We start from the raw sequence: 13597 nt of genomic DNA, 5'->3' as shown, positions 1-13597 counted from the left end.
ACGGATGGCATTCAAACCGGTTTACGTCGTCGATGGCTCGCGTACGCCCTTCCTGAAGGCGCGCACCGGCCCGGGCCCCTTCTCCGCCGGCGACCTCGCCGTGCAGGCCGGCCGCGGCCTGCTGTTGCGCCAGCCCTACGCGCCCACGGACCTGGACGAGGTCATCGTGGGCTGCGCCGCGCCATCGCCCGACGAAGTGAACATCGGCCGCGTGATCTCCCTGCGCCTGGGCTGCGGCAACCGCGTGCCCGGCTGGACCGTGATGCGCAACTGCGCGTCCGGCATGCAGGCCCTGGATTCGGGCATCGCCAACATCCAGTCCGGCCGCTCGCAACTGGTGCTGGCCGGCGGCACGGACGCGCTCTCGCGCGCGCCGGTGTTGTTCTCCGACGACATGGTGCGCTGGCTGGCGCGCTGGTATGCGGCGCGCGGCCTGGGCGCAAAACTCGCGGCGCTGGGCGGCTTCAGGCTGAAGAACCTGGCGCCCGTCATCGGCCTGCTCAAGGGGCTGACGGACCCGGTCGTGGGCCTGTCGATGGGGCAGACCGCCGAGAACGTCGCCACCCTCTTCGGCATCGACCGCGCCGCGATGGACGCCTATGCCGCCGGCAGCCACCGGCGCGCGCTGGCGGCCCGCGCGGCGGGCATGCCCGAGATCACGCCGCTGATCGACACGCAGGGCAAGCTCTACGCCGACGACGACGGCGTGCGCGACGACTCCACGCCTGAAAAGCTGGCCAAGCTCAAGCCCGTCTTCGACAAGCCCTGGGGCAATATCACCGCGGGCAACAGCTCGCAGGTGACCGACGGCGCGGCGATGCTGGTGCTGGCCTCCGAAGAGGCCGTCAGCAAATGGAACCTGCGCCCGCTGGGCCGCATCCTCGACAGCCAGTGGGCCGGCCTGGACCCCGCGCAAATGGGCCTGGGCCCCGTGCATGCCGCCACCCCCATCCTGCAGCGCCATGGACTCGGCCTGAATGACCTGGATTTGTGGGAAATCAACGAGGCCTTCGCCGCGCAGGTGCTAGGCTGCCTGGCCGCGTGGCGCGACGAGGCCTATTGCCAGGAGAACTTCGGCACGCCGGCGTGGGGAGAACTGGACCCCGCCAGGCTCAACGTGGACGGCGGCGCGATCGCGATCGGCCATCCCGTGGGCGCGTCCGGCGCCCGCATCGTGCTGCATCTGCTCGAAGCGCTGAAGCGCCGCGGCGCCCGGCGCGGCATGGCGGCCATCTGCATCGGCGGCGGCCAAGGCGGCGCGATGCTGGTTGAAACCCTGGACGAGGACCGGCCATGACGGCACTGGACACGCTTTCCCACTGGCGCCTGGACCGCGAGCCCGACGGGCTGGCTTGGCTGACGTTCGACCGCGCGGGCAGCGCCGTCAACGCCCTGTCGGCCGACACCATGGCCGAGCTTGGCGTGGTGCTGGACGCGCTGGACGCCGATCCGCCCAAGGGGCTGATCATTCAATCCGGCAAGGCCACGGGCTTCATCGTGGGCGCCGACGTCAACGAGTTTGCCAGCCTGGACACGCCCGAACAGGGCCGCGCGCTGGTGGCGCGCGGCTGGAATCTCATGAACCGCCTGGCCGCGGTGCGCTATCCCACCCTGGCGCTGATCCAGGGCCATTGCCTGGGCGGCGGCCTGGAACTGGCGCTGGCCTGCCGCTACCGGCTGGTGGCCGATCAGCCCGGCACGTCGCTCGCGCTGCCCGAAGTCATGCTGGGCATCTTCCCCGGCTGGGGCGGCATGCTGCGCTTGCCGCAGGTGATCGGCGCGCCCGCCGCGCTGGACATGATGCTGACCGGCCGCGGGGCCGACGCCCGCCGCGCCGCCGCGCTGGGCCTGGCCGATGCACGCGTGCCGCCCCGCCTGCTGCTGGCGGCGGCGCGCCAGACCGTGCTGTCGCGCAAGCCGCCCCGGCGCGCGCGCGGCCCGGGCGGCTGGGCAAACCGCTGGCCGCTGAAGTCCATCGTGGCCAATCGCGCCCGCAAGCAGATCGCTGCCAAGGACCCGCTGGGCCACTATCCCGCCGCGCCCGCCATCGTGACGATCTGGGAAAAGCACGGCGGCAACGCCTTGAAGGCGCCCGAGCTGATCGACGGCATCATCTCCTCCGGCACGGCCCGCAACCTGCTGCGCGTGTTCCGCCTGCAGGAGCGCCTGAAGGCCAACGGCAAGCAGACCGGCGTTGCGCCCGCGCGCCACGTGCACGTGGTGGGAGCCGGCGTGATGGGCGGCGACATCGCGGCCTGGTGCGCGCTCAAGGGCATGACGGTCACGCTGCAGGACCAGGACATGGCTCGCATCGCGCCCGCGGTCAAGCGCGCCGCCGAGCTCTTTACGCGCCGCCTGAAGGATCCCCGGCTGGCGCGCGCCGCGTTCGACCGGCTGGTCCCCGACCCGGCCGCCCACGGCGTGCCGCTGGCCGACATCGTCATCGAAGCCATCAGCGAGCAGCCCGAGGCCAAGCGCGCCCTGTACCTGTCGCTTGAGCCCCGCATGAAGGCGGACGCCCTGCTCGCCACCAACACCTCCAGCCTGTCGCTGGAGACCCTGCGCTCGGGCCTTGCGCGCCCGGACCGCCTGGTGGGCATCCACTTCTTCAATCCGGTGGCCAAGATGCCCCTGGTCGAGGTGGTGCACGCGGACGGCGACGCCCCCGCCGCCCAGGCCCGTGCATGCGCCTTTGTCGGCCAGATCGACAAGCTGGCGCTGCCCGTCAAGAGCGCGCCCGGGTTCCTGGTCAACGCCGTGCTGGCGCCCTACATGCTGCAGGCCATGCGCAGCGTGGACGAGGGCGTCGCGCCGCAAGCCGTGGACGCCGCCATGGTGGCCTTCGGCATGCCGATGGGGCCGCTGGAGCTGGCCGATACCGTGGGCCTGGACATTGCGCGCGCAGCGGGCGAGGAACTGGCCGGCGGCGCCGAGCCGCCCCGGTGCCTGGCCGAGCGGCTGGCGCGCAACGAATTGGGCAAGAAAAGCGGCAAGGGCTTTTATACGTGGCGCGACGGCAAGCCGGTCAAACCGGGCGGCGCGGATGCCGCCCGCGCCCCCGCCGGCCTGGCGCAGCGCCTGATCCAGCCGCTGGTCGACGCCACGCGGCAGCGCGTGAACGCCGGCATCGTGGCCGATGCCGACTTGGCCGACGCCGGCGTCATTTTCGGAACGGGCTTTGCGCCATTCACGGGCGGGCCCCTGCATTACCAAGACAGCAACACGCAGCACAGCAGCAAACCGGCTCAGGCCGAATAGACCGGGGCGCCAAGCCCGGCAGTGGAAGAGAGACACACATCCAACTCGAGGAGGCAATACCATGAGCAGACGTTCATTGTCCCTGAGCACCTTGTCGGCCATCGTGGTCGGCTTGGGCGCATCCGCAACGTCACATGCCGCCGGCTTTCAGCTTTTAGAGCAGAACGCCAGCGGCCTGGGCAACGCGTACGCGGGCTCGGCGGCAAATCCGGAAAACGCCAGCATCATTTATTTCAATCCTGCAGGCATGACGTACCTGCCGGGCATCAACGTTTCCGGCGGGGTCAATCTGATCAAGCCTTCGTTCAAATTCTCGGACAACGGCAACAGCCGCAATCCCAGCGTTCCCGGCATCCCCGGCTCCGGCCTGAATGGCTCGGTCCCCACCGGCGGCAACGGCGGAGACGCGGGCCACCTGGGCGTCGTCCCCAACCTCTATGCCTCCTGGCAGTTGAACGAACAGTGGTACATCGGCCTGGGCGTGGGCGCTCCCTTCGGCCTGATGACCGAATACGACGACGGCTGGGTGGGCCAGTATCACTCGAACAAATTCGAGATCAAGACCATCAACGTCAACCCCTCGATCGCCTACAAGGTCAACGAGAAGTTCTCGATGGGCTTTGGCGTGAACTGGCAGCACATCGACGCCAACTACAAGAAAAAGACCGTGGTGCCCATCGCCGGCCTGCCTCTGGCCACCAACGGCGACGCGGACCTGAACCTCAAGGGCGACGCCTGGGGCTGGAACGTGGGCTTCATGCTGCAGCCGACGGAAGACACCCGCATCGGCCTGTCGTACCGCTCGAAGATCAAGCACACGGCCAAGGGCGACACCGACATCGACAACATCGGCCCCACCCGGCAATCGGTGTCGTTCGACGCCAAGGCGTCGGTGGACCTGCCCGACACGCTGATCCTGAGCGCCACGCACCAGCTCAACGAAAAGTGGGAGCTGCTGGGCGACGTCTCGTGGACGGGCTGGAGCAGCATCCCCGACCTGAAGATCCGCAATTCGGGACCCGGCGCGCGCGACGACGACCTGCCGCTGAACTTCCGCGATACCTGGCGTGTCGCCCTGGGCGCCAACTACAAGTTCGCGCCCGACTGGAAGTGGAAGTTCGGCCTGGCGTACGACCAGTCGCCGGTGCACGACGCCGCCGACCGCCCGACGTCCCTGCCCGACAACAACCGCTACTGGTTCTCGACGGGCGTGCAATGGGCGGCCACCAAGAGCACCACGCTGGACGTGGGCTATACCTATCTGTACCTGCGCAAGACGGACATCGACACGACGTCCGGCAACCAGATGACCAAGGGCCGCGTGGCGGGCACCTATGACAGCAGCGGCCACATCTTCGGCCTGCAGCTGTCGTCCCGCTTCTAGCCTTGAACGGGCGGACGGCCGCCGCGCCGCCCGCCCGCCTTTTCAGGAGACTTCCTTGAGCAAGTTCGTCGTCAAACACGTCGCCGTCCTGGGTGCCGGCGTCATGGGCGCGCAGATCGCCGCCCACCTGGCCAATGCCGGCGTGCCCGTCACGCTGTTCGATCTGGCCGCACCCGAAGGCGACCGCAACGGCACCGTCAAGAAAGCGCTGGCCGGCCTGAAGAAACTGGAGCCGGCCCCGCTGGCGGGCGCCGCCCGCATGGCGCTGATCACGCCGGCGAACTACGACGATCACCTGGAGCGCCTGCGCGGCTGCGACCTGGTCATCGAAGCCATCGCCGAGCGCATGGACTGGAAGACGGCGCTCTACGAGCGCATCGCGCCGCATGTCTCGCCAGACGCCATCATTGCCTCCAACACGTCCGGCCTGTCCATCGACGCGCTGGCCAACGCGCTGCCCGCCGCCCTGCGCGGCCGCTTCTGCGGCATCCATTTCTTCAATCCGCCCCGCTACATGCGGCTGGTGGAAATCATCGCCACCTCCCACACGCAAGCGTCCGTGCCGGACCAGCTGGAAACGTGGCTGACCTCGACGCTGGGCAAGGGCGTGATCCGCGCGCTGGACACCCCCAACTTCGTGGCCAACCGCATCGGCGTGTTCTCCATCCTGGCCGCCATGCACCACACTGAGCGCCTGGGACTGGGCTTTGACGAGGTCGACGCGCTGACCGGCCCCAAGATCGGCCGTCCCAAGAGCGCCACCTACCGCACTGCCGACGTCGTCGGCCTGGACACGCTGGCCCACGTGGTGGGCACCATGGAAAAGAACCTCCCGGACGATCCGTGGCACCGCTACTTCGCGCTGCCCGCCTGGCTGTCCGCGCTGATCGGCAAGGGCGCGCTGGGCCAGAAGACGGGCGCCGGCGTCTACCGCAAGCAGGGCCGCGACATCCTGGTGCTGGACCTGAAGGCGCAGGACTATGTGCCCAGCGCGGGCAAACTGGCCGACGAGGTCGCCGCGCTGCTCAAGGAACGCGATCCGGCCAAGCGCTTCGCCCTGCTTCGCGCCAGCGAACATCCGCAGGCCCAATTCCTGTGGAGCCTGTTCCGCGACATCTTCCACTACAGCGCCGTGCAGCTTGAGCGCGTCGCCGACAATGCGCGCGACCTGGACCTGGCCATGCGCTGGGGGTTCGGCTGGTCGCAAGGCCCCTTCGAAACCTGGCAGGCCGCCGGCTGGCAGGCCATCGCCGCGGCAGTGGCCGAGGACATCGCCGCCGGCCGCGCCATGAGCGACGCTCCCCTGCCCGCCTGGGCGCTGGAGCCCGCCCGCCAGGGCGTGCACGCGCCGGAGGGCTCGTATTCCGCAAGAACCGGCAAGCTGCATCCGCGATCGGCGCTGCCGGTGTATGCCCGCCAGCTCTTCCCCGAACGCGTGTTCGGCGAAGCCCGCGACGACCGCGGCGTCACGGTCTGGGAAAACGAAGGCGTGCGCCTGTGGAATCTGCCCCGCGTGGATCCCGGCATCGCCATCCTGTCGGTCACGTCCAGGAACCACACGCTGGGCGCCGAAGTGCTGGAAGGCGTGCTCGCCGCCGTGGCGAAGGCCGAACGCGAGTTCGATGGCCTGGTCATCTGGCACGAGCCGCCCTTCGCCGTGGGCGCCAACCTGCAGCAGGTGGTCGAAGCCTGCGCCGCCGGCCAGTGGGACATGCTGGAAGCCACGGTGGAAAAATTCCAGCGCGCCTCGCAGTCCTTCAAGTACGCGCAGATCCCCACCGTCGCGGCCGTGCAAGGCATGGCGCTGGGCGGCGGCTGCGAATTCCTGATGCACGCCTCGCATCGCGTGCTGGCGCTGGAAAGCTATATCGGGCTGGTCGAGGCCGGCGTGGGCCTGATTCCCGCGGGCGGCGGCAGCAAGGAGTTCGCCGGCCGCGCCGCGGCGCTGGCGGCCAAGACCGCCACGCCCGGCGAGGTCTTCCCCTACCTGCAACCCGTCTTCCAGACCATCGCCATGGCGCAGGTGGCCAAGAGCGCGCTGGAAGCCATCGATGCGGGCTTTGCCCGTGAACACGACATCGTGCTGTTCCATCCCGACGAGCTGCTGTTCGTCGCCATCGGCCAGGCGCGCGCCGCCGCCCAGGCGGGCTACACGCCGCCTGCCCGCTTGAAGGACATCCCCGTGGCGGGCCGCAACGGCATCGCCAACTTCGAGATGGTGCTGGTCAACATGCGCGAAGGCGGCATGATCAGCGCCCACGATTACCGCGTGGCGCGCAGCGCGGCCGTCGCGCTGTGCGGCGGCGAGGTCGAGACCGGAGCCAAGGTCGACGAGGAATGGCTGCTGGCGGTGGAACGCAAGGAATTCGTCGCGCTGCTGCGCACGCCGGAGACCCAGGCCCGCATCCGCCACACCCTGGACACCGGCAAGCCGCTGCGCAACTAAGGAACCATCATGACGAAGCAGATTCAAGACGCCTACATCGTCGCCGCCACGCGCCTGCCGGTGGGCAAGCGCAACGGCGCCTACATCACCACCCGTCCCGACGACATGCTGGCCGCCGCGCTGAACGGCGCGCTGGCGCAAGCGCCCGGCCTGGACCCCGCGCGCATCGACGACGTGATTGCCGGCTGCGCCATGCCCGAAGCCGAACAAGGCATGAACGTCGCGCGCATCGGCCTCTTGCTGGCGGGCCTGCCGCAAAGCGTGGCCGGGGTCACCGTGAACCGCTTCTGCGCGTCCGGGCTGCAGGCGGTGGCGGATGCCGCCGCCCGCATCCGCACGGGCGAAGCCGACATCATGATCGGCGCGGGCACCGAGTCCATGAGCGCCATGCCGCAGATCATGGGCAACAAGGTATCGATGAACCCCGCCATCTTCGCCCATGAAGAGAACATCGGCATGGCCTTCGGCATGGGCCTGACGGGCGAAAAGGTCGCCGAGCGCTGGAAGGTGTCGCGCGAGGATCAGGACGCCTTTGCGCTGGCCTCGCACCAGAAGGCCTGCGCCGCCATCGCCGCCGGCCATTTCCGCGCCGAGACCACGCCCTACGAAGTGGTGTCGCACCTGCCCGACGGCGCCAGCGGCGCGGTCCGGGTCGTGCGCAGGCTGGTCGAGGTCGACGAAGGACCGCGCCCGGACAGCAGCGCCCAGGCCCTGGCGCGCCTGAAGCCGGTGTTCTCGGCGCGCGGCAGCGTCACCGCCGGCAACAGCTCGCAGATGTCCGACGGCGCCGCCGCCGTGATCCTGGTGTCCGACCGCATCCTGCGCGAATTCAACCTGAGCCCGCTGGCGCGCTTTGTCAGCTTCGCCGTCGCGGGCGTGCCGCCCGAGATCATGGGCATCGGGCCCGTGGCCGCCATTCCCAAGGTGCTCGAACGCGCCGGCATCACGCAGGACGCGCTGGACTGGATCGAGCTGAACGAGGCCTTTGCAGCCCAATCGCTGGCCGTCATCCGCGAACTCAAGCTCGATCCCGCCAAGGTCAACCCGCTAGGCGGCGCGATTGCGCTGGGCCACCCGTTGGGCGCCACCGGCGCGATCCGCACCGCCACCATCACGCACGGCCTGCGGCGCACGGGCGGCAAGTACGGGCTGGTCACGATGTGCATCGGCACCGGCATGGGCGCGGCCGGCCTGTTCGAGGCCATGTAGCCGGGACGGTGCGCGCGTGAAGCCCTATTGGTTCAAGAACCTGTCGCCGGAATGGCGCGCGCGCCTGATGCGGGTGGGATTCAATCTGCATCCGGCATTTCGCGCCACCGGCGGCCGGGTGGTGCACGTGTCGCCGGACTTCCAGCACATCCGCATCAAGCTGCCTTTGCTTCGCCGCACCCGCAACATCGTGGGGTCGATGTATGGCGGCTCGCTGTTCGCGGTCACCGACGGCGCCCATCCCACCATGCTGATGTCCGCGCTGGGCGCGGATCACATCGTGTGGGACAAGGCGGCGTCGATCCGCTTTCGCAAGCCCGCCTACACCACCCTGTACGCGGACTTCCGCCTGCCGCCCGGGGAAATCGCGGACATCCGCGAAATCCTCGCGCGGGACCACGAGACCACCCGCAGCTACACAGTGGAATTGAAGGACAAGGACGGCATCGTGTACGCCGTCGTGGAACGCACGATCTACATCGCCGACAAGAAGTTCTACAAGCAGAAGAACACAGGAGGAGACAAATGCATAGCATCCCCGGAGGGCGAACCGCCGCCCTGAGCCTCATCCTTGCGGCCAGCCTGGCAGGCGCGCCCGCGTTTTCCGCCGACATGGAAGTCGCCGGCGTGCGCGTGCCCCAACAGCTGTCCGAAGGCGGCCATGCGCTGGTGCTCAACGGCGCCGGCCTGCGCACCAAGTTTGTCGTGAAGGTCTACGTAGCCGCGCTGTATGCCACGAAGAAAACCGGCGACGCGGCCGCGCTGATCAACAGCGCGGAGCCGCGCCGCATCCGCCTGCAGCTGCTGCGCGATGTGGACAGCAAGAGCCTGGACGAGGCGCTGCAGGAGGGTTTGCGCGACAATACGTCCAAACAGGAGCTTGCCGCGCTGAAGGAGCCCGCGCAGCGCTTGTCCGGCCTCATGGCCGAGATCGGCACCGCCCGCGAAGGCGATGTGGTCGACCTGGACTTCGATGCCCGGGGCGTCGCGGTCGCCAGCAACGGCAAGCCGCGCGGCCGCATCGACAGCCCCGAATTCGCGCGCGCCCTGCTGCGCGTCTGGCTGGGCGACAACCCCGCGCAGGCCTCCCTGAAGAAAGCCCTGTTGGGCAACTAGGCGGAATCCCACAACGATGGAACGAATCTGGCACAAGAGCTATCCCTCCGGCGTTCCCGCGGAGATCGACACCGACGGCGCCACGACCCTGGTCTCGATCGTCCAGGAAAGCTGCCGCCGCTTTCCCGGCAAGACCGCGTACATCAGCATGGGCAAGTCGATCAGCTACGCGGAACTCGACGCGCTGACGCGCAGCTTCGCGGCATGGCTGCACGCCAACGGCCTGGGCCACGGCGACCGCATCGCGCTGATGATGCCCAATCTGCTGCAGTACCCGGTCTGCCTGTTCGGCGCGCTGCGCGCCGGCTGCATCGTGGTCAACTGCAACCCGCTCTACACGGCGCACGAGCTTGAACACCAGCTGGCCGACTCGGGCGCCCGCGCCATCGTCGTGGCGGACAACTTCGCGGCCACCTTGCAAAAGGCTTTGCCCAAGACGGCGATAGAACGCGTGCTGGTCACCTCCATCGGCGAGATGCTGGGGCCGGTGAAGGGCCGCCTGGTGGACTTCGTGGTTCGCCGCGTCAAGCGCATGGTGCCGGCCTGGTCCCTGCCGGGCGCTGTTCGCCTGGGCGACGCGCTGCGCGCGGGACGCCAGGCCCCGTTCGCCGAGGTCGCGCTGACGCCAGACGACCTGGCCTGCCTGCAATACACGGGCGGCACGACAGGCGTAGCCAAGGCCGCGATGCTGTCGCACGGCAACCTGGTGGCCAACGTGAGCCAGGCCTACGCCTGGGTAAGGCCGCTGGTGAAAGACGGCGAAGAATGCATCGTGACGGCCTTGCCGCTTTATCACATCTTCGCGCTCACGGCGAACTGCCTGACCTTCATGAAGATGGGCGCCAGCAACCTTCTCATCATCAATCCGCGCGACATCGCCGGCCTGATCAAGGAAATGGGCAAGGTGCCGTTTTCGGCCTTCACCGGCGTGAACACGCTGTTCAACGCCCTGCTCAACCACCCGGACTTCGCCCGCCTGGACTTCTCCCGGCTGCGCCTGACCATGGGCGGGGGCATGGCGGTGCAGCGCTCGGTCGCCGACCGCTGGCGCGCCGTGACGGGCAGGTCGATCGCGCAGGCCTACGGGCTGACCGAGACCTCGCCTGCCGTCACCATCAATCCGCTGGACGTAAAGGTCTTCACGGGGTCTATCGGCCTGCCCGTGCCGTCCACCGACCTCTCCATCCGCGACGACGAGGGCCGCGAGCTGGACATCGGCGAAAGCGGCGAGATCTGCGTGCGGGGGCCCCAGGTCACGCAGGGCTACTGGAACCGCCCCGACGAAACGGCGCTGGTCATGTATCCGGACGGCTTCCTGCGCACCGGCGACATCGGCTACGTCGACGAGACCGGCTACGTGTTCCTGATCGACCGCAAGAAGGACATGATCCTGGTGTCCGGGTTCAACGTGTACCCGAACGAGGTCGAGGACGTCGCCGCGCTGCATCCCGGCGTGCGCGAGGTGGCGGCCGTGGGCGTGCCGGACGAACGCTCGGGCGAGGCGGTCAAGCTGTACGTGATCCGCAAGGATCCCGCGCTGGACGCCGAAACGCTGATCGCGCACTGCCGCAGCCAACTGACGGGCTACAAGGTGCCGCGCCATGTCGAGTTCCGCGACGATCTGCCGCGCACCAACGTGGGCAAGATCCTGCGCCGCGAACTCAAACCGGCCGCTCAACAGGCGGCTCCCGTCCCGCCCGAAGCCCAGCCCTCGATCAAGGCTTGAAAGACGGCGGCCCGCCAGTGTCGCGCCGCACCAACAACCGCCCCATTTTGCCCCGCGCGCGAGAATCGCCCCCAAGCCGCTGAAAACATTCGGTTTTCCCAACTTCGCCCCGGCATCCGCCCCGGATAAGGGGCCTTTTTTACATCTTGGGCCCGCCGCGGCTATTGGCTCCGATGGCATCACAATCAATAATAATTATCGTTGTCATTTCTATACGTAACTGGCCCTACCTCTCCGAGGCCAGTGGGGAGCTCTCTTGAAACGCCACCATTCCCAGCCCGCGCTCCGCGCGCGGCTCCACCCCCGTTTGCCCGCCGTCGCCGCGCTGGCAGCCTGCCTGGGCGCCGCCGCCGCGCACGCGCAACCCGCCGAGCAGACCACCACGCTGCCTGCCGTGCAGGTCACGGGCACCGGCGAGACCGCGACCGGCCCGGTGGAAGGCTATGTGGCCAGGCGCAGCGCGACCGGCACCAAGACCGATACGCCGCTGTCCGAAACACCGCAGGCCATCACCATCATTCCGCGCCAGCAGATCATCGACCAGGGCGCGCAGAATGTGCAGGACACCATGAACTACGCGGCCGGCGTCCGGCCCAACGCGTATGGCGTCGACAACCGCGGCGACTATGTGCGGATCCGCGGCGTGGAGCCGGTGCAGTACCTGGACGGCCTGCGCCAGTTCTTCAACTTCAACAACCCGCGCACCGAGGTGTACGGGATGGAGCGCGTGGAAGTGCTGCGCGGGCCCTCGTCCATGCTTTATGGCCAGGGCAGCACCGGCGGCATCGTCAACCTGGTCAGCAAGCGCCCGCAGGCCGAACAGCAGGGCGAGATCGGCGTATTGCTGGGCAACTACAACCGCCGCGAGATCCAGGCCGACCTGACCGGCCCCCTGACCGAGGACGGCCAGTGGCTGTACCGCGTGGTCGCGGTCGGGCGCGACAGCGATACCCAGATGCAGTATGCCCAGGACGACCGCCTGTTCCTGGCGCCCTCGCTCACGTGGCAGCCCAGCGCGGCCACCTCGCTCACGCTGCAGGCCTCCTGGCAGAAGGACAGGTCCGGGACGACGCAGTCGTTCCTGCCCTGGAGCGGGACCGTATCGCACAATCCGAACGGCCGTATCCCGACGCGCCGCTTCGTCAGCGAGCCCGGCTTCGACGCCTACGACACCGAGCAGTTCAACGTGGGCTGGCTGTTCGAGCACAAGTTCAACGACACCTGGAAGTTCCGCCAGAACTTCCGCAACACCGTCAGCCGCGTGGACTACAAGTCGCTCTATCCCAATGTGTACGGCGACCGGCGCGGCGATTCCTACATCGACCCCGAGCAGACCACCACCGACCGCTTCTACTACATCAACAAGCCGCGCATGCGCACCCTGCTGGCCGACCAGAACCTGGAAGGCAAGCTGAACTGGGGCCGCACCGAACACACCGTCATCGTGGGCATGGACTATTCGCGCTACCGCGAAACCGGCCAGACGGCCAGCGGCCTGGGCGCGCCGCTGAACCTGTACCACCCGGTCTACGGCAACGCGCCGGACTACGAGCTGTCCGACAAGCCCAAGCAAAGGCAGCAGCAGCTGGGCTTCTATGCGCAGGACCAGATCAAGTTCGACAAGAACTGGATCTTCCTCGCCGGCATCCGCCGCGACCGCGCGGAAAGCACGACGGACGGCCAGGACAAGGAAACCGACCTTGCCACCACCAAGCGCTTCGGCCTGATGTACGCGGCCGACAACGGCTGGTCGCCCTACGTGAGCTACAGCGAATCGTTCACCCCGATCGCGGGCGCCGACTTCTTCAACCAGCGCTGGAAGCCCATGCGCGGCAAGCAATGGGAGGCCGGCGTCAAGTACATGCCCGCGGGCGCCGACATGGAATTCACCGCGGCCGCCTACGATCTGCGCGAAAGCAACCGCCAGACCAACGATCCGGAAAATCCCAACAACCAGATCCAGGCGGGCAAGACGCGCACGCGCGGCGTGGAACTGGAGATGCGCGGCCGCGTCACGAAGGAAGTGGACGTGATCGCCAACTACATCTACACCGATATCGATCCGCAGCTTGAAGGCATGCCCAAGCACATGGCGTCGCTGTGGGGCAAGTACCGCTTCGCCATCGCCAACCAGCCGGGCTTCGCCGTGGGCGCGGGGGTGCGCTACCTGTCGTCGTTCCGCGACGGCGGCGCGCCGGAGACGCCTTCGGTCACGCTGTTCGACGCCATGGTCAGCTACGACAACGGGCCGTGGCGCTATGCGCTGAACGTCAACAACATCGCGGACCGCACCTATGAAGTGGTCTGCCTGGACCGCGGCGACTGCTTCTACGGCGCGCGCCGCACGGTGATGCTCAGCGGCGCCTACCGCTTCTGACCGGACTATCCGTCCCTGGATAGGGACGGCCCCCAGCGGGAACCACACCTGTACGTACATGCTGTACGTACAGGTGTACAC

At 68.3% G+C, this 13597-nt stretch carries 9 protein-coding genes; all 9 read left to right on the top strand.

Annotated elements, in window-relative coordinates:
• Positions 1–4 precede the first annotated feature (4 nt).
• Positions 5–1297, top strand: a complete 1293-nt coding sequence (locus tag ACFWP0_RS16720) for an acetyl-CoA C-acetyltransferase (RefSeq protein ID WP_377843841.1) — start codon at positions 5–7, stop codon at positions 1295–1297.
• On the top strand, positions 1294–3258 hold the full coding sequence (locus ACFWP0_RS16715) for a 3-hydroxyacyl-CoA dehydrogenase NAD-binding domain-containing protein (RefSeq protein ID WP_377843840.1): 1965 nt from the start codon (positions 1294–1296) through the stop codon (positions 3256–3258). The genes ACFWP0_RS16720 and ACFWP0_RS16715 overlap by 4 nt, the downstream gene beginning before the upstream one ends.
• Positions 3259–3319: 61 nt before the next feature.
• A complete protein-coding gene (locus ACFWP0_RS16710; protein ID WP_377843839.1) occupies positions 3320–4642 on the top strand; it encodes an OmpP1/FadL family transporter in 1323 nt (440 codons plus the stop codon).
• 55 nt (positions 4643–4697) lie between these two features.
• A complete protein-coding gene (locus ACFWP0_RS16705) occupies positions 4698–7088 on the top strand; it encodes a 3-hydroxyacyl-CoA dehydrogenase/enoyl-CoA hydratase family protein (RefSeq protein ID WP_377843838.1) in 2391 nt (796 codons plus the stop codon).
• 9 nt (positions 7089–7097) lie between these two features.
• On the top strand, positions 7098–8297 hold the full coding sequence (locus ACFWP0_RS16700; protein ID WP_377843836.1) for an acetyl-CoA C-acyltransferase: 1200 nt from the start codon (positions 7098–7100) through the stop codon (positions 8295–8297).
• A 16-nt stretch (positions 8298–8313) separates the two neighbouring features.
• Positions 8314–8859, top strand: coding sequence for a DUF4442 domain-containing protein (locus ACFWP0_RS16695; RefSeq protein ID WP_377843835.1), 546 nt, complete (start codon positions 8314–8316; stop codon positions 8857–8859).
• Positions 8823–9413 carry a chalcone isomerase family protein gene (locus ACFWP0_RS16690; RefSeq protein ID WP_377843834.1) on the top strand — a complete coding sequence of 197 codons (591 nt, stop codon included), beginning with the start codon at positions 8823–8825 and terminating at the stop codon, positions 9411–9413. The genes ACFWP0_RS16695 and ACFWP0_RS16690 overlap by 37 nt, the downstream gene beginning before the upstream one ends.
• A 16-nt stretch (positions 9414–9429) precedes the next feature.
• Positions 9430–11139 (top strand): AMP-binding protein, encoded by a 1710-nt coding sequence (locus ACFWP0_RS16685; protein ID WP_377843832.1) that lies wholly within the window; start codon positions 9430–9432, stop codon positions 11137–11139.
• 307 nt (positions 11140–11446) lie between these two features.
• The gene (locus ACFWP0_RS16680; protein WP_377844132.1) at positions 11447–13516 is read left to right on the top strand and encodes a TonB-dependent siderophore receptor; all 2070 of its coding nucleotides are present in this window, start codon (positions 11447–11449) and stop codon (positions 13514–13516) included.
• Positions 13517–13597: the final 81 nt, after the last annotated feature.

The sequence above is a fragment of the Achromobacter sp. NPDC058515 genome (genome assembly GCF_042721735.1).
In the GTDB taxonomy this organism is placed as follows: Bacteria; Pseudomonadota; Gammaproteobacteria; order Burkholderiales; family Burkholderiaceae_B; genus Achromobacter.
This window is presented reverse-complemented; position numbering and strand designations above follow the sequence as displayed.